The sequence below is a fragment of the Krasilnikovia sp. MM14-A1004 genome, assembly GCF_047159485.1.
Classification (GTDB): domain Bacteria; phylum Actinomycetota; class Actinomycetes; order Mycobacteriales; family Micromonosporaceae; genus Actinoplanes.
The window spans coordinates 4,750,256-4,769,260 of record NZ_AP038773.1; the positions used below are offsets into that span (position 1 = coordinate 4,750,256).

At 72.9% G+C, this 19,005-nt stretch carries 18 protein-coding genes; 12 read left to right on the forward strand and 6 right to left on the reverse strand.

Annotated elements, in window-relative coordinates; genetic code table 11:
• Window positions 1-297 precede the first annotated feature (297 nt).
• The 3 genes from ACMCNN_RS20245 to ACMCNN_RS20255 form a co-directional block, all read right to left on the reverse strand.
• Window positions 298-1,248, reverse strand: coding sequence for a VWA domain-containing protein (locus ACMCNN_RS20245; RefSeq protein WP_412742088.1), 951 nt, complete (start codon window positions 1,246-1,248; stop codon window positions 298-300).
• Window positions 1,245-2,255, reverse strand: coding sequence for a DUF58 domain-containing protein (locus tag ACMCNN_RS20250; RefSeq protein ID WP_412742089.1), 1,011 nt, complete (start codon window positions 2,253-2,255; stop codon window positions 1,245-1,247). The genes ACMCNN_RS20245 and ACMCNN_RS20250 overlap by 4 nt, the downstream gene beginning before the upstream one ends.
• Before the next feature lie 130 nt (window positions 2,256-2,385).
• Window positions 2,386-3,522, reverse strand: a complete 1,137-nt coding sequence (locus ACMCNN_RS20255) for an AAA family ATPase (RefSeq protein WP_412742090.1) — start codon at window positions 3,520-3,522, stop codon at window positions 2,386-2,388.
• A gap of 324 nt (window positions 3,523-3,846) precedes the next feature.
• Here ACMCNN_RS20255 and ACMCNN_RS20260 point away from each other — a divergent pair, with 324 nt between their 5' ends.
• The 5 genes from ACMCNN_RS20260 (at window position 3,847) to ACMCNN_RS20280 (ending at window position 8,349) form a co-directional block, all read left to right on the forward strand.
• Window positions 3,847-4,083 (forward strand): hypothetical protein, encoded by a 237-nt coding sequence (locus ACMCNN_RS20260; RefSeq protein ID WP_412742091.1) that lies wholly within the window; start codon window positions 3,847-3,849, stop codon window positions 4,081-4,083.
• 10 nt (window positions 4,084-4,093) lie between these two features.
• Complete coding sequence (locus ACMCNN_RS20265) at window positions 4,094-4,705, forward strand: PH domain-containing protein (RefSeq protein ID WP_412742092.1); 612 nt, start codon at window positions 4,094-4,096, stop codon at window positions 4,703-4,705.
• The gene (locus tag ACMCNN_RS20270; RefSeq protein WP_412742093.1) at window positions 4,702-6,252 is read left to right on the forward strand and encodes a PH domain-containing protein; all 1,551 of its coding nucleotides are present in this window, start codon (window positions 4,702-4,704) and stop codon (window positions 6,250-6,252) included. The genes ACMCNN_RS20265 and ACMCNN_RS20270 overlap by 4 nt, the downstream gene beginning before the upstream one ends.
• Before the next feature lie 96 nt (window positions 6,253-6,348).
• The gene (locus ACMCNN_RS20275) at window positions 6,349-6,741 is read left to right on the forward strand and encodes a thioesterase family protein (RefSeq protein WP_412742094.1); all 393 of its coding nucleotides are present in this window, start codon (window positions 6,349-6,351) and stop codon (window positions 6,739-6,741) included.
• Between the two features lie 138 nt (window positions 6,742-6,879).
• On the forward strand, window positions 6,880-8,349 hold the full coding sequence (locus ACMCNN_RS20280) for an aminopeptidase P family protein (protein WP_412742095.1): 1,470 nt from the start codon (window positions 6,880-6,882) through the stop codon (window positions 8,347-8,349).
• An 11-nt stretch (window positions 8,350-8,360) separates the two neighbouring features.
• Here the strand turns inward: ACMCNN_RS20280 and ACMCNN_RS20285 are convergent, their stop codons facing one another.
• A complete protein-coding gene (locus tag ACMCNN_RS20285; protein ID WP_412742096.1) occupies window positions 8,361-8,906 on the reverse strand; it encodes a hypothetical protein in 546 nt (181 codons plus the stop codon).
• A 77-nt stretch (window positions 8,907-8,983) separates the two neighbouring features.
• On the opposite strand from ACMCNN_RS20285, the gene ACMCNN_RS20290 reads away from it, so the two are divergent.
• The 3 genes from ACMCNN_RS20290 to ACMCNN_RS20300 all read left to right on the forward strand — a co-directional run bounded on the left by ACMCNN_RS20290 (window position 8,984) and on the right by ACMCNN_RS20300 (window position 14,177).
• Complete coding sequence (locus ACMCNN_RS20290; RefSeq protein ID WP_412742097.1) at window positions 8,984-10,921, forward strand: glycosyltransferase family 4 protein; 1,938 nt, start codon at window positions 8,984-8,986, stop codon at window positions 10,919-10,921.
• 145 nt (window positions 10,922-11,066) lie between these two features.
• Window positions 11,067-13,850 (forward strand): aconitate hydratase, encoded by a 2,784-nt coding sequence (locus ACMCNN_RS20295; protein WP_412742098.1) that lies wholly within the window; start codon window positions 11,067-11,069, stop codon window positions 13,848-13,850.
• Between the two features lie 81 nt (window positions 13,851-13,931).
• Window positions 13,932-14,177: a DUF2630 family protein gene (locus ACMCNN_RS20300; RefSeq protein WP_412742099.1), complete on the forward strand. Its 246-nt coding sequence runs from the start codon at window positions 13,932-13,934 to the stop codon at window positions 14,175-14,177.
• 3 nt (window positions 14,178-14,180) lie between these two features.
• On the opposite strand, the gene ACMCNN_RS20305 is transcribed toward ACMCNN_RS20300, so the two are convergent.
• Entirely contained in the window at window positions 14,181-15,107 is a 927-nt protein-coding gene (locus tag ACMCNN_RS20305) for a serine protein kinase RIO (protein WP_412742100.1), read from the reverse strand.
• A gap of 187 nt (window positions 15,108-15,294) precedes the next feature.
• Entirely contained in the window at window positions 15,295-15,945 is a 651-nt protein-coding gene (locus ACMCNN_RS20310) for an HAD family hydrolase (protein WP_412742101.1), read from the reverse strand.
• A 175-nt stretch (window positions 15,946-16,120) separates the two neighbouring features.
• Here ACMCNN_RS20310 and ACMCNN_RS20315 point away from each other — a divergent pair, with 175 nt between their 5' ends.
• From ACMCNN_RS20315 to ACMCNN_RS20330, 4 genes are all read left to right on the forward strand, one after another.
• The gene (locus tag ACMCNN_RS20315; protein ID WP_412742102.1) at window positions 16,121-16,705 is read left to right on the forward strand and encodes a TetR/AcrR family transcriptional regulator; all 585 of its coding nucleotides are present in this window, start codon (window positions 16,121-16,123) and stop codon (window positions 16,703-16,705) included.
• 64 nt (window positions 16,706-16,769) lie between these two features.
• Complete coding sequence (locus ACMCNN_RS20320) at window positions 16,770-17,705, forward strand: TIGR04222 domain-containing membrane protein (RefSeq protein WP_412742103.1); 936 nt, start codon at window positions 16,770-16,772, stop codon at window positions 17,703-17,705.
• Complete coding sequence (locus ACMCNN_RS20325) at window positions 17,702-18,517, forward strand: DUF692 domain-containing protein (protein ID WP_412742104.1); 816 nt, start codon at window positions 17,702-17,704, stop codon at window positions 18,515-18,517. Before ACMCNN_RS20320 ends, ACMCNN_RS20325 begins: the two co-directional genes overlap by 4 nt.
• Window positions 18,514-18,978, forward strand: a complete 465-nt coding sequence (locus tag ACMCNN_RS20330) for a hypothetical protein (protein WP_412742105.1) — start codon at window positions 18,514-18,516, stop codon at window positions 18,976-18,978. Before ACMCNN_RS20325 ends, ACMCNN_RS20330 begins: the two co-directional genes overlap by 4 nt.
• The last annotated feature ends 27 nt before the right edge of the window (window positions 18,979-19,005 follow it).

Genomic DNA, 19,005 nt, shown 5'->3' on the forward strand with positions numbered 1-19,005 from the left:
CGAGATAGCGATCCTCCCAGTCGCGGCCGGGCCGGTCGTCAGCCCGCCCGGGGCTGACACCCCTCCCGCCCTCCCCACCCGCACGCCGCATGATCGGCTGCGGGTCCGGTCGTGCGCGCCGCGACCACCGGGGAGCGGTGCCGGCCGCGACGTGACGTGTGCGCAGTCCCCGCCGGTCTTCACTTCCGGAGGTTTCCGCAGATGAGCCGTTTCGTCGCGCCTCTCGGCTTCACCATCGCCACCGTCTGGGTCGTCGTCCTGTTCGTGCTGGTGCACAGCACACCCTGACCGCAGCCGTCAGGGCAGCCGGGACGTCCACAGCAGACTCAGGCCCGCGGCCACGAGGCCGAACAGCAGGGCCGCCCCGGCGTACCACTGGGTGACCTCCCGTGGCTCGATCCGGTGGCCGATGGAGGAGCCCATGTCCTCGTACACCTGCTTCAGCTCGCCGACCGAGGCGGCCTCGTAGAAGTAGCCCTTTGTCGTCTCGGCGAGCTGCTGCAACGACAGCCGGTCCACCGGCACCCGCTGCAACTGGCCGCGGATGTCCACGACGCCGGTGTCCGTACCGAAAGCGATCGTGGAGACCGGGACGTTCGCGGACGAGGCCGCGGCGGCCGCGTCCTCGATGGAGCGGCCCGACGTGCGGTAGCCGTCGGAGAGCAGCACGATCCGGGCCGGCGGTGCGCCGTCGGCGCCGTCGGCGGGCACGGACCGGATCGCGTCCAGCGAGGTGAAGACGGCCTCGCCGGTCGCGGTGGCCTCGGCCAGGGTCAGCCCGTCGATGCCCGCCAGCACCGCGGCGCGGTCCTTGGTCGGCGGCACCAGCACGTTGGCCGACTTCGCGAACGACACCAGCCCCAGGTTGTAGGTGAGCGGCAGCTCGTCGACGAACGCCTTCGCCGCCTCCTGGGCGGCCTGGATCCGGGTCGGCGCCACGTCGTCGGCCTGCATGGACAGCGACACGTCGATCGCCAGCATGACTGTGGCCCGCTCCAGCGGCTCCTTGCGGTCCACCGACGGCCGGGCCATCGCGGAGGCCAGCGCGACCAGGCTGAGCAGGAACGCCGCCGCGGCCGCATGCCGGCGCCAGCCCAGACCCTTGGGGGCGAGCGTACGCAGCAGGTCGACGTTGGTGAACCGGATCGCGTACGAGCGCTGCCGGAACTGGCGCCACACGTACACGCCGGCGACCACGAGGACGGGCAGCCAGGCCAGCAGCCACCAGGGTGCCAGGAAACGGATCATCGGGTGGTCCCCCTGGTGCGAGCGTGTCGTTGGGCGGCGACGAAGCGGACCATGTCCAGCAGCCAGTCCGTGTCGGTGCGCAGGCGCAGGTGGGCGGCTCCGGCGGCGCGCAGGGCGCGGGCGATCACGGCCCGCTGTTCCCCGGCCGCCTCGGCGTAGCGGCGGCGCAGCGCCGGGTCGGCGGTCTGCACCTCGTGCAGGGCCCCGGTCTCCGGGTCGGCGAGGGTGAGCACGCCGACGTCGGGCAGCTCCAGTTCGCGCGGGTCGACAACCTCGATGGCCAGCACGTCGTGGCGTACCCCCAGCTTGCGGACCGGGCGGGCCCAACCCTCGACCGGGGTGAGGAAGTCGGAGATCACCACGGCCACCCCGCGGCGGCGCGGTGGCCGGTTCAGCATGTCGACCAGGGCACCCAGGTCGGCCCGGCCGGGCCGGATCCGGGTACGGGCGATCGCCCGCAGCAGCCCCTGCGCCTCCTTGCGCCCCGGCCGGGCGGGCAGCCGCACCATCGACGGCGGTGTCGCCTCGGCCGTCGGTGCGGAGTCACGACGGCGCCGCCACCCGCGCGACGCGGACACCGGGACGCCCGAGCCGGTGCCGACGACCGCGCCGATCCGGTTGCCGCCCCGGACGGTGAGGTGGGCCATCGCGGCGGCCGCGGCGATCACCAGGTCGCGTTTGAGCCAGCGGGCGGTGCCGAAGTCGACGCTGGCCGACAGGTCGACCGCCAGCCAGGTCTCCAGCTCCCGGTCGGCGACCGTACGGCGCACGTGCGGGGTGGTGGTGCGGGCGGTCACCGGCCAGTCCATCCGGCGTACGTCGTCGCCGGGGCGGTACTCGCGGGACTCCCCCGCCTCGCTGCCGGGGCCGGGCAGCAGGCCCGCGTAGTCGCCCTGGAGCAGGCCGTCGAGCTTGCGGGTGACCAGCAGTTGCAGGCGCGACAGGACGGCCTCGGCCCGCGCGGTGCCTTGGTCGGCCCCGGGCGGTGCGGTCCCTGCCCGGGTCACGGCGCCTCCGAGGCGTACAGGGCCGCCGGTGGCCGCGACGGCGACGGCGCGTGCAGATCCGCCGCCGGGGGCCGCGGCGACGAAGGGACGGTCGGCACCACCGGAGCGGTTCCGGGCCGCGGCGCCCGGCTCACGGCTGCCCCGGCCAGGCAGCCGGGTGGTGCGGGTGCGCCGGGACCTCGAAGCCGCCACCCGGCACACCGCTGGTCGGCACGGGCTGGCCGTTCGCGGGGGCGCCCTGGCGCGACGCCACCGACGGCACCGGCACGCTCTGCATGATCCGGGCGACGATGTGGTCGGCCGGGATGTCGTCGGCGAGCGCGTCGTAGCTGAGCACGAGCCGGTGCCGCAGGATGTCCGGGGCGATGTCCTGCAGGTCCTGGGGCAGGGCGTAGTCGCGGCCGCGCAGCAGGGCGAGGGCCCGGGTGGCCCGGACGATGCCGAGCGAGGCGCGCGGGCTGGCGCCGTACTGGATGAGCTGGGCGACGTCCGGCATCCCGTGCTGGGCCGGCGCGCGGGTGGCCAGCACCAGCCGGACGGCGTAGTCCACCAGCGCGTTGTGCACGAACACCTGGTCGGCGCGGCCCTGCAGGGCCAGCAGGTCGGCCGGGGTGAACACCGGTTTGGGCTCGGGCGCGCGCACCCCCATCCGGTAGACGATCTCGCGCTCCTCGGCATCGGTCGGATACCCGACGAGGATCTTCATGAGGAAGCGGTCGCGCTGCGCCTCGGGCAGCGGGTACACGCCCTCCTGCTCGATCGGGTTCTGGGTCGCCATGACCAGGAACGGGTCGGGCACCTCGTGGGTCTGCCCGCCGATGGAGACCTGGTGTTCGGCCATGACCTCCAGCAACGCGGACTGCACCTTGGCGGGCGCCCGGTTGATCTCGTCGGCCAGCAGGAAGTTCACGAAGACCGGCCCGAGTTCGACGTCGAACTTCTCGCTGGACTGCCGGTAGATGCGGGTGCCGATGATGTCCGCGGGCACCAGGTCGGGGGTGAACTGGACCCGGGAGAAGCTGCCCCCGACAACCTTCGCGAGGGTCTCCACGGCGAGGGTCTTGGCCACCCCGGGTACGCCTTCGAGCAGGCAGTGCCCGCGCGCCAGCAGGGCGACGAACATCCGCTCGACCATCCGGTCCTGGCCCACGATGACCCGCTTGACCTCGAACATCGCCCGTTCGAGCTGCGTCGCGTCGTGCGCGGGCGGTACGGGGGTCCCGGCATCGGTGCTGGTCTCGGTCTCGGGCGTGGTCGGCTGGGCCACCGGTCCTCCACAGCGGTTCGCGTCGGCGCGGGTGCCGACGCTCAAGACTTACACGACCATGCGGAAAACCGTCGGGCGGAGCGGCATTACCCGCCCGAGTGCCGGACGACGCCGCCCGCGATTCGATCTTTCTGCGCGATCCGCCGGATCGGGCACCGCGCAGGGCTGGACGGCGGGGGACTGGGAGCGTGTAACATTCAGCGCGTCGCCGGGCGACTTCCCCCGTGGTCGCCCGGCGCTCATCTTCCTCTATCTCCTTTCGCATGCGCCCGCGGCCGTCTCCTCGCCGATGCCCCCGGGGTTCAGCCGCGTAGGCTGGCGGACGTGGTCGAGGATCTGACCCCCCAGTGCTCCGCCAAGGGCTGCCGCGCGCCCGCGGCCTGGCAGCTGCGGTGGAACAACCCCAAGCTGCACGAGCCCCAACGGCGCAAGACCTGGCTGGCCTGCGCCGAGCACCGGGAGTCGCTGGGTGACTTCCTCAGCGCCCGCCGTTTCCTGCGCGAGGTGGAGCCGTACCCGGCACAGGTCGCACCGTCGCCGCCCGGTGCGCCCATCTCCTAGGCTCAGAGGCGTGGCCGAACCCTCGCCCGTCGCCGGACCCTCGCCCGTCGCCGGACCCTCGCCCGTCGCCGGACCCTCGCCCGTCCTCGGATCTGCGCCCGTCGCCTCGCCGGTCGCCGGGTCCTCGCCCGGGACCGACCCGCTGGAGCCGTGGCCCGACACGGTCGCCTGGCGCCGGGTCTCCCCCCGGCTGATCACTGTGGAACTGATCTCCCGTGGTGCCTTCGCGGCGGTGCTGCTGGCGGGCCTGCTCGCCGGCCGGCTGCTCATCGGGGGCCCCTGGTGGCTGGCCGGCATGGCGCTCGTCGTGGTGTTCGCGGCCTGGCGCTCGGTCACCACCGTCCGCGCCGTCCGGGCGTGGGGATACGCCGAACGCGAGAACGACCTGCTCGTCCGGCACGGCCTGCTGGTACGCCGGCTGTCCATCGTCCCGTACTCCCGCATGCAGTACGTCGATGTCACCGCCGGTCCGCTGGAGCGGGCGTTCCACCTCGCCACCGTGCAGCTGCACACCGCGGCGGCCGCCAGCGACGCCCGGGTGCCCGGCCTGCCGCCCGAGGAGGCCGCCCGGCTGCGGGACCGGCTCACGGCGCTGGGCGAGGATCGGGCCGAGGGCCTGTGACCACCGCCGACGCGTCCCTGCCGACCGAGCCGTCCCCGGCGGACGAGCCGGCGCGACCTCCGCAGGCCGCGCAGCCGCCGCCAGGCGCGCCGGCAGCGGCCGGTTCGCCGCTGATGAACGAGGCGCCGCCGAGCGGGTCGTCATCGGCCGGTCCGCCGCTAGTGAACGAGGCGACGCCGGGCGGGACGCCCCCGCGGGAGGAGCCGCGCAGGAGGCTGCACCCGCTCAGCCCGCTGCTGCACGGCGCCAAGTCGATCACCGTGATCGTGGCCGCGCTGAGCTGGCAGACCCTGTCGCAGGTGGGCCCGGAACGCTTCGCCATCGTGGTGGCCGTGCTGGCTCTCGGCGCGGTGGTCCTGTCGGTCATCAGCTGGCTCAACACCGGCTACCACGTGGTGGGGCGGGAGCTGCGCATCGCCGACGGGCTGCTGTGGCGGCGCAACCGGGCCATCCCGCTGGAGCGCCTGCAGGCCGTCGAGCTGCGCCGCCCGCTGCTGGCCCAGCTCACCGGCCTGGCCGAGCTGCGGCTGGAAGTGGTCGGCGGCGGCAAGACGGAGGCGCCACTGGCGTACCTGACCGTCCGGGACGCCGCGGCCCTGCGCGAACGCCTGCTCGACCTGGCGGGCCACGCCCCGTCGTCCGCGCCGGCGCCGGACCGTACGGTAGCCGCCCCGGCGCGCCCGCTGGTGGCGGTCGACAACACCGACCTGATCGTCAGCCAGCTGCTCACCCCGCAGGCGCTGCTCCTGCCGATCGGCATCACCGGCGTGACCATGCAGTTCGTCCTGGATGGCACGTGGACGTTCGTCGGCGTGGCCAGCACGGTCACGGCGATGGTCGGCGTTTTGCTGCAGCCGGTCCGGCGGATCCTGCGGGATTGGGCGTTCCGGCTGGCCCGCGACGCCGACGGCCGCCTCGCCGTCCAGCACGGACTGGTGGAGACGCGCAGCCAGACCGTCCCGTTGCATCGGGTGCAGTCGGTCAGCGCCACCTGGCCGCTGCTGTGGCGGGCGAAGCGCTGGCTGCACCTGCGTCTGGACGTGGCCGGGTTCGCGGGCCCGCAGGAGCGCGACGACAACCGGTCGGACCGGCTGATGCCGGTGGGTGACCTGGCCACCGCGCGGGCGGTGGTGTGGGAGGTGCTGCCCGGAGCGGACCTGCTGGCGCTGCCGGTGACGGCGCCTCCGCCACGGGCCCGGTGGCTGCACCCCTTCACGCTGCGCTACCTGGGTGCGGGGCTGTCGCCCACCGCGTTCGTGACCCGATGGGGATGGCTGACCCACGAGCTGCAGCTGGTGCCGTACGCGCGGCTGCAGAGCGTCCGGGTGGTACAGGGACCGTTGCAGCGGCTGCTCGGGCTCGCCACGGTGCATGCGGACACCGCGGGCGGCCGGGGCGCCTCGGCCCGGGACCGGGACCTGCGCGACGCGTGGGCGATGGCGGCGCAGCTGGCCGAGCGCGGCCGGCAGGCCGCGGCCGCAGCCACGGCGCCGGTGGCGATCGCCGACGGCACCGGACGCGACCACGCCCCGGTCGGCCACCCGTAGGACACGCCAGGCCCGCCCCCGTCCCCTGGGGACGCGCCGGGCCGTCGCGGGGACGACGTGTACGGGTGGCGATGCGGTGCGTCCTAAGCTGACCCGATGGAGCTTCCGGAGTTCGCCCCCGGTCTCACCGCCCGGGTGGAGCTGATCGTCACCGATGCCGACACCGCCCAGGCCCTCGGCTCCGGCGACGTGCCCGTGCTGGGCACTCCGCGCGTCCTCGCGCTCGCCGAGACCGCGACGGTCGCGGCGACCGCGCGTCAGATGCCCGGCGGGGTGACCACGGTCGGGACCCGGGCGGAGGTCGAGCACCGCGCCGCCACGCCGGTCGGTCGGCGGATCACCGCGCTCGCCACGCTGGCGAAGGTGGACGGCCGCAAGCTGACGTTCGACGTGGTCGTCCGCGACGGCGAGGACCTCGTCGCCGAGGTCAGGGTCGAGCGGGTCCTGCTGGACCGGCAGCGTTTCATCGCCAAGGCCCAGGGCGCCTGACGGTCCGCGTCCGGGGATCCGGACGCATCGGCGCTCTTTATCCCGTTCTGGGCGCTTTGACATGCGCCCAGGGTCGCCCATTCCATTCCCCGCGCGAGGCGGTAACGTCGGCTACCGAACCCGGCGGGAGGAAGAAACATGGCCGAGCAGAGCGACGGCACCACGCAGGCCAAGACGGAGTCGCACGACCCGGATTTCCCGGAGGCGTTCCTGCAGTTCATGCGCGGCGGCTGGCGGGACGACTCACGCACCGCGACACCGCTGCCCGAGGCCCCGAACTACGCCAAGCGGCGCAACGCGCTGTCCGAGGCGTTCCCGGGTGAGACCCTGGTGATCCCGACGGGTGTGGAGAAGGTCCGGGCCAACGACACGGACTACTCCTTCCGGCCCGGCAGCGACTTCTACTACCTCACCGGCGACCACGGCCCGAACGGCGTGCTGGTGCTGCGCCCGAGCGGCTCCGGCCACGACGCGGTGCTGTACTCGCGCCAGCGCTCGTCGCGGGAGAACGACGAGTTCTTCCGCAGCCGCGACGGCGAACTGTGGGTCGGCCGACGCCCCACGCTCGCCGAGAAGTCGACAGAGCTGGGCATCGAGACCGCATCGTACGGCGATCTGGGCCGGGCCCTCGCCGACTGCGCGCCCGCCCGTACCCGGGTGCTGCGCGGCCTGGACCCCAATGTGGACCGGGCCGTCCTCGCCTACGAGCCCACCGCGGGCAGCCCGCGCGACCGCGAGCTGGCGCACGTCATCAGCGAGCTGAAGCTGGTCAAGGACGAGTGGGAGATCGCCCAGCTGCAGCAGGCGGTCGATTCCACGGTCCGCGGCTTCGAGGACGTGGCCCGCGTGCTGCCCGCCGACCGCGGCGTCAAGGAGCGGCTGCTGGAGGGCGTCTTCGGGCTGCGGGCGCGGTTCGAGGGCAACGACGTCGGCTACAGCTCCATCGTGGGCGCGGGGGCGCACGCGACGATCCTGCACTGGATCCGCAACGACGGCGTCACCCGCCCCGGCGAGCTGCTGCTGATGGACATGGGCGTCGAGGGCCACCACCTCTACACGGCGGACGTGACCCGTACGGTGCCGGTGTCGGGGACCTTCACCCCGCTGCAGCGCCAGGTGTACGACATCGTGCTGGCCTCGCAGCAGGCCGGGATGGACTTCATCCGGCCGGGCGTGAAGTTCCACGACGTGCAGCTGGTCTGCATGCGGGTGCTGGCCGAGGGCCTGCACGACCTGGGCCTGCTGCCGGTCAGCGTGGACGAGGCCATGTCGGAACAGTCCTCTGTGTACCGCCGCTGGACCCTGCACGGTTTCGGGCACATGCTCGGCATCGACGTGCACGACTGCAACTCGGCGCGCAAGCAGGCGTACCGGGACGGTCCGCTCGGCGAGGGCTACGTGCTGACCGTGGAGCCGGGCCTGTACTTCCAGCCCGAGGACGACCTGGTGCCCGACGAGCTGCGCGGCATCGGCATCCGGATCGAGGACGACGTCGTGGTCACGGCCGACGGGTGCCGGAACCTGTCCGCGGGCCTGCCGCGTGCTGCGGCCGACGTGGAGTCGTGGCTGGCCGACCAGCGGGCCGCCGGTCCGCGCCTGCCGGAATAGCCCGGCGGGGTTCAGGACGCCGGCGCGTACTCCGAGACGAGGAAGCACGAGCCGTCGGCGTCCTGCTGATCCGTGACGCTGAAGCTCACCGCGGTGGGGTGCCCGTCGACCGGGTCGAACGTGGTGGTGACGGCGCCGCCGTCGTCGGCGGCGGTCTGCGCCAGGGTGAGCAGCTCACCGAGCGCGGGCACCTCGATCTCCTCCTCGCCGGCGGCGGTCCTGCCGTCGATCCGGTCGGTGCGCACCACGTGCCCGTCCTGCACGGCGACCCGGTAGCGGCCCAGGGACGGGCCCTGCCCGCAGCGGCGTTCGACCACGAATCCGTACGCGGCGGGCTCGTGCCAGGCCGGCGCCGAGCCGGTGGTCGCCGGGGCCGACGATCCGCCCGCGAACTTCGGGTGCTCGGACGGCGACGACGTGCACGCCCCGAGCGCCGCGACCGCGGCGAGACCACACAGCGTCACCTTCAGCCGCACGCTGACCTCCGACTCCCCGCTGCCGTCCGCGTCGCGGCGGCGCCCCCAGATCCGACCGCGCAATGTATCACCGGCGGTCACGGATCGAACTCGGTGGAACACAATTGGCCGCCGCGCGCTAGCGTGTGTCCTCGGCAAACGGGGAGGCACGCAGAGGAATGAAGATCCTCTTTCTGATCAACAACGGGTTCGGCATCGGCGGCACGATCCGCACGACGTTCAATCTGGCCGGCGCGCTCGCGGCGCGCGGACACGACGTCGAGGTGCTGAGCACGCTGCGTAATCGTGACGTGCCGCAATTGCCCATGGACCCGGCGATCCGGCTGACCTCGCTGGTGGAGACCCGCCCACAGCACACGGACCACTTCGCCTCCTCGTCGCTGCGCGGACAGCCGGCGCGGGTGTACCCGAAGGCGGACTTCCGCTCGGGCGACTACGACATGTTCGTCGAGGAGCGCTACCGCGCCTTCCTGCGCACCAGCGACGCCGATGTGGTGATCGCCACTCGGGCCGGGCTGATCGCGTACGCGGCGCAGTTCGCCCCGCGCCGCATGATCCGGATCGGGCAGGAGCACCTGACCCGGCGCCAGCAGCGCAAGGCGATGCGCGAGGAGCTGCCCCGGCACATCAGGCGGCTGGACGCGTTCGTCACGGTCAGCGCCCGCGACGCCGAGGACTACCGGGCGCACCTGGGCCGGCTCGGCCGTACGGAGCTGCTGTTCATCCCGAACAGCGTGCCGCAACCGGCGCTGCCGCCCTCGGACGGCAGCTCGCGGATCGTGGTGGCCGCGGGCCGCCTGGTCGCCAGCAAGCGCTACGACGTGCTGATCCGGGCGTTCGCGAAGGTGGTCGCCGACCATCCGGACTGGCAGCTGCGGATCTACGGCAGCGGGGCGGAGAACGCGGCGCTGCGCCGCCTGGTGCTGGAGCTCGGCCTGCACAACCACGTGCTCCTGCCGGGCGGGTTCGCGCCGATCGACTCGGAGTGGGCGCGCGGCAGCATCGCGGCGGTCCCGTCGGACCGGGAGCCGTTCGGGATGACGCTCGTGGAGGCGATGCGCTGCGGGCTGCCCGTGGTGAGCACGGACGCCCCGCACGGACCGCGGGAGATCCTGCAGGACGGCGTGGACGGGCTGCTCACCCCGGTCGGCGACGCGGACGCGATGGGCAAGGCCCTGCTGCGGATGATCGGCGACACGGAACGGCGCCGGGCCATGGCCACGGCCGCGCTGGCGAACTCGGCACGCTACGACCCGGACCCGATCGCCGCCGAGTACGAACAGCTCTTCGAGCGGCTCGCCGGTCGCAAGCGGCTCTGGCACCGCCTGAGCAGTGGGCCGAAGGCGGGATCGCCGCCGCCCGTGCTGGGCCCGGCGCCGACGCAGGCTCAACCCGTCGTGGACTGCACGGTCACCGCGGACGCGGAGGTGCTGCTGTACCCGGCGGGGGCGCTGGCGAGCGACGCGGCGCTGCGCTGGCACCGGATCGGCGGCGCCGACGCCGAGCCGACCGAGATCGCCCAGGACGGCCACACCCTGCGGCTCGGCGACCTGCCCGAGGGCGTGTGGGAGCTACGCCTGGCCGACGGCCGCCCGGTGTCCGCCGGGGTACGCGACACCCGCACGCTGACGTACCCCGAGCCGCCGGCGGACGGCGGGGTGACGGTGCACCTGCCGTACCGGACGGATGACGGGACCTTCGCGGTGCGCAGCTGGCGCCGGGAGGTGCATGCCGAGGTCGGTGGGGTATTCGCCGACGACACCGGGCTGCACGTGGAGGGCCGGCTGGTCGGGGCCGAGTTCGGCACCGGGGCGCCGACGCTGCGGGCGCGCGACGGCGAGGCGGTCCATGAACAGGCCGCCGTGGCGTCGTCGGGGAGCCGGTTCCGGATCTCGGTGCCCGCCCTCCCGCCGGGCACCTGGCAGCTGTGGCTGGAGCACGCACCGGGGGCCCCGGCGGTGCGGCTGGGCCGGTTCCTCGACGACGTGGCCGACAAGCGCACCGCGTACGTGCTGCCGGTCGCCGAGGTGGGCGGCGTGCGGATCCAGCCGGAGTACACGGGCGAGAACGAGCTTTCGGTCCGGATCGATTCCTGACCCCGGGTTGCACCCAATAGCAAGACGGACGTACGGTTTACAGGCAACCTGAAACCGCTGGTTAGGCCTGCCTAACTGAGCGGCGGCAGTCGCCCGTGCGACAGACTTGCCGAGGAAAACTCACGCTGGGTGTGAAGGAGATGACGTGGCCAGCCTCGACACCTTCGGTGCGAAGAGCCAGCTGCGCGTCGCAGACGCGAGCTACGAGATGTACGCGATCGACAAGGTGGAGGGCCACGCGCGGCTCCCGTACTCCTTGAAGATCCTGCTGGAGAACCTGCTGCGGACCGAGGACGGCGCCAACATCACCGCCGACCACATCCGGGCGCTCGGCGGCTGGGACCCCACCGCCGACCCCAGCGTGGAGATCCAGTTCACCCCCGCCCGGGTGCTGATGCAGGACTTCACAGGCGTGCCCTGCGTCGTCGACCTCGCCACCATGCGCGAGGCCGTCAAGGCGCTCGGCGGCGACGCCACCAAGGTGAACCCGCTCGCCCCGGCCGAGATGGTCATCGACCACTCCGTCATCGCCGAGCTGTTCGGCCGCGAGGACGCCTTCGCCAAGAACGTCGAGCTGGAGTACCAGCGCAACCGCGAGCGCTACCAGTTCCTGCGCTGGGGCCAGACCGCGTTCAACGAGTTCAAGGTCGTCCCGCCCGGCACCGGCATCGTGCACCAGGTCAACATCGAGTACCTGGCCCGTACGATCATGGAGCGCAACGGCGTCGCCTACCCGGACACGGTCGTGGGCACCGACTCGCACACCACGATGGTCAACGGCCTCGGCGTACTCGGCTGGGGCGTCGGCGGCATCGAGGCCGAAGCCGCGATGCTCGGCCAGCCGGTCAGCATGCTGATCCCGCGGGTCGTCGGCTTCAAGCTCTCCGGCGACATGCCCGCCGGGACCACCGCCACCGACCTCGTGCTCGTGATCACCGAGATGCTGCGCAAGCACGGCGTCGTCGGCAAGTTCGTCGAGTTCTACGGCCCCGGCGTCTCCGCGGTGCCGCTGGCCAACCGCGCCACCATCGGCAACATGTCGCCGGAGTACGGCTCAACCGCCGCGATCTTCCCGATCGACGGCGAGACCATCAAGTACCTCAAGCTCACCGGCCGCAGCGAGGCCCAGGTCGCGCTGGTCGAGGCGTACGCCAAGCGGCAGGGCCTGTGGCACGACCCGGCCGCCGAGCCGAACTACTCGGAGAAGCTCGAACTGGACCTGTCCACGATCGAGCCGTCGCTGGCGGGCCCGAAGCGCCCGCAGGACCGGGTGCCGCTGAACAGCGCCAAGGCGATGTTCCGCACCGCCCTGGTGGACTACGTGGACACCACCGGCGTCGAGGGCACCGCCGACGAGGCCAGCGCCGAGTCGTTCCCGGCCAGCGACCCGCCCGCCAACACCGGCGACGACCCCGCCGACAAGCCGCACGAGCTGGTCAGCGCCGCGCGCGGGGCGTCCGGGCGGCCCAGCAACCCGGTCCGGGTCACCGGCGCCGACGGCGTCGAGTACGAGCTGGACCACGGCGCCGTCACCATCGCGGCCATCACCTCCTGCACCAACACCTCGAACCCGCAGGTCATGGTCGGCGCGGCGCTGCTGGCCCGCAACGCGGTCGACCGCGGCCTGTCCCGCAAGCCGTGGGTAAAGACCACGCTGGCGCCGGGTTCCAAGGTGGTCATGGACTACTACGACCGGGCCGGGCTCACGCCGTACCTGGACAAGCTGGGCTTCAACCTGGTCGGCTACGGCTGCACCACCTGCATCGGCAACTCGGGCCCGCTGCCCGAGGAGGTGTCCGCGGCCGTCAACGCCAACGACCTCACCGTCGTCAGCGTGCTCTCCGGCAACCGGAACTTCGAGGGCCGGATCAACCCGGACATCAAGATGAACTACCTGGCGTCCCCGCCGCTGGTCGTCGCGTATGCGCTGGCCGGGACGATGGACATCGACCTGGGCAACGAGCCGCTGGGCACCGGCTCGGACGGCCAGCCGGTGTTCCTGGCCGACATCTGGCCCAGCGCCAAGGAGATCGAGGACGTCATCGGCTCCGCGATCGGCGCCACCGCGTTCTCGGACGCGTACCAGGATGTCTTCGCGGGTGACGAGCAGTGGCAGTCGCTGCCGACCCCGACCGGTGACACGTTCTCCTGGGACGCCGAGTCGACCTACGTGCGCAAGCCCCCGTACTTCGAGGGCATGGCGGCGCAGCCGCAGCCGGTCTCCGACATCGCCGGTGCGCGGGTGCTGGCCAAGCTCGGCGACTCCGTCACCACCGACCACATCTCGCCGGCCAGCACGATCAAGCCCGACTCCCCCGCCGGCAAGTACCTGGCCGAGCACGGGGTGCCGCGGCACGAGTTCAACTCGTACGGGTCGCGGCGCGGCAACCACGAGGTGATGATCCGCGGCACGTTCGCGAACATCCGGCTGCGCAACGAGCTGGTGCCCGGCGTGCAGGGCGGGTTCACTGTCAACCACCTGACCGGCGAGCAGACCACCATCTACGACGCCTCTGTCGCGTACCAGAGCGCCGGTGTCCCGCTGGTGATCCTGGCCGGCAAGGAGTACGGCTCGGGGTCCTCGCGCGACTGGGCGGCCAAGGGCACCATGCTGCTCGGCGTCCGTACCGTCATCGCCGAGTCGTACGAGCGGATCCACCGCTCCAACCTCATCGGCATGGGCGTGCTGCCGCTGCAGTTCCCGCAGGGCCAGAACGCCGCGTCGCTGGGGCTGACCGGCACGGAGACGTTCACCGTCACCGGCGTCGAGGAGCTGAACTCGGGCACCACCCCGCGCACGGTGAAGGTCAGCACGGACACCGGTGTGCAGTTCGACGCGGTCGTCCGCATCGACACGCCCGGCGAGGCGGACTACTACCGCCACGGCGGCATCCTGCAGTACGTGCTGCGCAAGATGCTCACGCACTGACCTGACGCAGTACCGATGCCCCGCCGTCTGCTGACGGCGGGGCATCACCGTGTGCGGCCCCGGATGCCTAGGCTCTGAGGCATGGATGACAAATCAACGCTGAAGCAGATCCACGGGCTGGTCGAGGAGGAGAAGGAGCTGCGCCGGCAGCTGGGCCGCGGCGAGATCAGCAGCGACGAGGAGCACGCCCGGCTCAAGGAGCTGGAGGAGGCCCTCGACCAGTGCTGGGACCTGCTGCGCCGGCGGCGGGCAGCCCGCGACCAGGGAAACGACCCGGACGCCGAGCAGGCCCGTAGCGTCGGCGAGGTCGAGGGCTACCTGCAGTGACACTCACCCCAGGCCCGCGTCGCTGAGCAGGCGCGCGGTCAGCTCCTCGGTGTCCAGCAACTCGGCGGGCAGCCCGCGCGCGGCGAACCACGTCGCCACGTTGCGGACGTCGCGGGCGAGGAACTGCGGCCCCTGCGGGTTGGCGACCACGTCGACCACCTGCGGCAGGTCGATCAGTACCAGCCGCCCGCCGTGCACCAGCAGGTTGTACGGCGACAGGTCGCCGTGCGCGAGCCCGCAGCGGGCCAGCACGGACAGCGCGTCCACCAGCTGGTTCCACAGGTCGCGCAGCTCGTCGGGATCGGGTCGCAGCTGGGCCAGGCGCGGCGCGGCCTGCCCGGTCTCCCAATCGCCGACGAACTCCAGCATCAGCTCGGTGCCGGCCAGCTGCACCGGGTACGGCACGCAGATCGCGCCGGTGTCGTGACCGAGCTGCCACAGCCGCGACAGCGCGGCGAACTCGGCGGCCGCCCACTGGCCCGCGATGAGGTCGCGCCCGAACGAGGTGCGCGTGGCCATCGCGCGCATCTCCCGGGAACGACGCACGCGGCGCCCCTCCAGGTATCCGGCGTCGCGGTGGAACAGCCGGTGCTCGGCGTCCCGGTACCGCTTGGCGGCCAGCATGCTGACCGGCCCGCCATCCGGGACCGCGCGGCGGACCAGGAAGACGTCGGCTTCCTTGCCGGTCTTCAGCATGCCCAGCTCGGTGTCCACGGCCCCGTGCTCTGTGCGTACCCAGGAAGGGCGCGGCTGCGGGCCGTGCAGAGCGCCGTCCCAGCTGGACCAGCGGTCCCCCGTCTCGGGCAGGTCGGGGTCCTCGGTCAGGGCCGGCTCCAGCCGGCCACGCTTCAGGAAGCCGGGCTCGTCGTCGTCGAAGGTACGGCGGCCGCGGCGCATGGTGGCCCGGCCGGAAGAATCGTGCTCGCGCACTGCGGGAACTCCTTGAGAGAAGGAACGAACGGTGGGATCTGGCGCAGGACAACGACGGCCATGTCTCGCCACCCCCTTCTCTCTCTCGGACCGGTCGCACCGGTCGGGTTCCGCCGTACCGGACAGGCCGGTCGGGTAACGCGCAGGACTCTGCCCGGCCCGGAGGGGCCGCGCAACCGAATTAATCTCAGCGGGCGGTGGCCATGATGGCCGACAGGCCCTGGATCACGTTGCCGACCACGCGGGTGGGCGCGAAGCGCTGATCCACCCAGTCCCGGCCGCGGTGCAGCCACACGCTGGGCAGACCCATGGCCGCCGCGCCGCCGATGTCGGCCTCGGGGCTGTCGCCGACCACCCACGCCCCGCCGAGGCGCATCCGCACACGCTGCGCGGCCAGCGCGAAGATGCGCGGGTTGGGCTTGCTGACGCCCTCCTGGCCGGAGATCACCCAGTCGGCGACATACCGGTCGAGGCCGGTACGCCGGATCCGGCTCTCCTGCAGCTCGTGCGGGCCGTTGGTGACCACGACCGGCACGAATCCGGCGTCGCCGGTGATCTGCAGCGCGCACGCGACCAGCGGGTCCAGCCGCTCATGCGCCAGCGGGCCCTCGTGCAGCTCCTCCAGCAGGTCGATGGAGGGCGTACGCAGCCGATAGCGGTCCCGGATCAGGTCGGCCAGGTCCCACCGGGAGGTGAGCCCATCGGCGTCCATCGAGATCAGCCATTCGAGGTCGTCGTGGGGCGCCGCGATCTCGTCGAGGAATCCCTTCGCCCAGAGCCGGAACGCACCACTGCGGTCAAGCAGGGTGTCGTCCAGGGCGAGGAAGACGAGAGGCACGCGGGCACTTTACGTGAGTGGTTGCGGGACGAACAGCCCGCAACTGTCAACATGCCCTAACCAGCCCGGCTGAATTCGCATCATCCGACCAGGGCGGACATGGAGTCCGTCCCGGGAGTGCCAAACCGTACGTACGGATTGCACGCCACGCAGCGCTCATGACACGATCAACGACGTGCCCAGGGTTAGCCAGGACCAGCTCGATGCCCGTCGCCACGAGATCCTCGCCGCGGCCCGGGGCTGCTTCGCGCGCTACGGCTACGAGGGAGCCACCGTGCGCCGCCTCGAGGACGCCACAGGGCTGTCCCGCGGCGCCATCTTCCACCACTTCCGGGACAAGGACTCGCTGTTCCTCGCGGTCGCCGAGGACGACGCCGCCACGATGGTCGAGACGGTCACCCGCAACGGCCTCGTCCAGGTGATGCGGGACCTGCTCGACCGGGCCGGCGCCTCGGCCGGGGACGGGGACACCGCGGGCTGGCTGGGCACCCAGCTGGAGGTCTCCCGCCGGCTGCGCACCGACCCGGCGTTCGCCAAGCGCTGGGCCGAACGGTCCAACGCGATCGCCACCGCCACCCGGGAGCGCCTCCAACGCCAGCGCGACGCCGGGGTGCTGCGCGACGACGTGCCGGTCGAGGTGCTCACCCAGTTCCTGGAGCTGGCGTACGACGGGATGGTGCTGCACCTGGCCACCGGGCGCCCGCCGGGTGAACTCAGCCGGGTGCTCGACCTGGTCGAGGAGGCCGTCCGCCGGGCGTGACCGTACTGTTGCGCGGGCCTGCACAATGAGGCCCACAGCACCAGCACAACCGGGAGGTCCGCACATGACCGTCGCCGCGACCGGCGCCACCTGGGGCATCCCCGGCCCGACCTTCCTGCAGTACTACATCACCGCTGTGGTGGTGATCACCATCGCCGCGATCGTGCACCGGCGCTTCCTGTTCGCCGGGCCGCGCGACGCCCGGTTCGACCAGCTCGGCCCCCAGCAGGTGGCCTACCTCGCGGGCGGCCCCCGGCTCGCCGTCTACTCGGCCCTGGGCGGCCTGCGCGCGGCCGGTGCGGTCGGCAACGGGCCCGACCGTACGCTCATGCAGGCCGGACCGTTGCCCAGCGGCGTCACGCCGCTGGACACCGCCATCTACAACGCCGCGGGCCAGCGCGTCCGCGGCCGCGACGTCCACGCCGACCAGTGGGTCTCCACCGCGCTCACCCAGCTGGGCGACGGCCTGGAGGCCGCCGGAATGGCCACCAGCGCCGGGCAGCGGCGCACCGCCCGCCTGTGGGCGCTGGCCATGCTGGCGCTGCTGGTGCTCGGCATCGCGCGGGTGGCGGCCGGCATCGCCAACGACAAGCCCGTCGGTTTCCTGGTGCCGCTGGTGTTCGTCGTCGGCGTCATCGCCCTGCTGCTCGTCCGGGCACCGAGGCAGACCCGCAGCGTCGCCCGTGGCCTCGCCACGCTGCGTAAGAAGAACCACTACCTGTCCCCCCGCCAGTCCCCCTCGTACGCCACGTACGGGGCGGGTAGCGTCGCGATGGGCGTGGCCCTGTTCGGGGCGGGCTCGCTGTACAGCCTGGACCCGGAGTTCGCCGCCGAGGCCGAGATCCAGCGCCAGGCCGCCTACAGCGGCTGGACGAGCACCAGCAGCAGCAGCTCCTGCTCCACCGGCACGTCGTGCGGATCGGCCAGCTCCTGCTCCAGCGGCAGCTCCTGCTCCAGCGGCAGCTCCTGCGGCGGCGGGGGCGGAGGGTGCGGCGGATGACCGCGTACGGGGTCGGCATCGGCTGGCGCCCCGAGATCGCCGGATTCGTGGCGGAGCTGCCCGGACTGCGATTCACCGAGGTGGTGGCCGAGTCGGTGCCCGCACACGGCGACCTGCCCGTCGGCCTGACCGAACTGCGCGACCGCGGCACCGCCGTGGTGCCGCACGGGGTCAAGCTGTCCCTGGGCGGCGCCGAGCCGGTCGAGCCCGCCCGGGTCGCGCACCTCGCCACGGTCGCCGAACGGCTGGGTGCCCCGCTGGCCAGCGAACACATCGCGTTCGTCCGGGCGGCCGGTGTCGAGGCCGGGCACCTGCTGCCGGTGCCGCGCAGCCGCGAAGCGGTCGACGCCGTGGTCGCCAACGTCAAACGCACCCAGGGCGAGCTGGGGGTGCCGCTGGCCCTGGAGCCGATCGCGGCGCTGTTCGACTGGCCCGACGACGAACTGGACGAGGCCGCGTTCCTCACCGAGATCCTGGAACGCACCGGGGCGCTGCTCCTGCTCGACGTGGCCAACGTCTACGCCAACGCGCGCAACCGCGGCACCGACCCGGAGGCGCTGCTCGACGCGCTGCCACTGGAACGCGTCGCGTACGTCCACGTGGCCGGTGGCGCCGAACACGACGGCATCTACCACGACACCCACGCCGACGCGGTGCCGCAACCCGTGCTGGACCTGGTCGCGGCACTGTGCGCCCGGCACCGCCCGCCCGCGCTGCTGCTGGAACGCGATGGCGCGTACCCGAGCACCCCGGCGCTGCGCGCCGAACTCGACGCGATCGCCGCCGCGTCCGGCTACCCGGCGGTCACATGAGCACCCCGGCCGGTGAGCGGTTCGCGCACCTGGCCGCGCGGCAGGCCGAGCTGGTCGCGGCGCTGACCGGCGGGGCACCCGTACCCGTGGGCTTCGACGCCCGGCTGGTCGAGGCGGCGCGGGTCGCGCTGCTGAGAAAGCGCGCCGGTGAGGTCGCGCGGCAGTGGCCGCTGCTGGCGGCCGCACTGGGTGAGCGGTGGCCGGGCGAATTCGCGCGGTGGGCCGCCGCGCGGCCCACCCAGGGCTCATTGCGCGACGGCTGGGACCTGGCCCGGCAGCTGGCGGCGCAGGGCGGGCTCCCGGCGGGCGCGGGCGAGGAGCTGGCCACCCGCGAGGCCGTCTACCGCTACGACGGCGGATCCGCGCCGCGCGCCCGCCGGGTGCCGGCGGTGCGACGCGCCGCCGGGTCCGTCGTCCTGCAACTGCTCGGCCGGGTACGCGTGCTGCGCCGTCCGGCCTGATCCGCGGCACCGCGCCGGCTCCGGGGG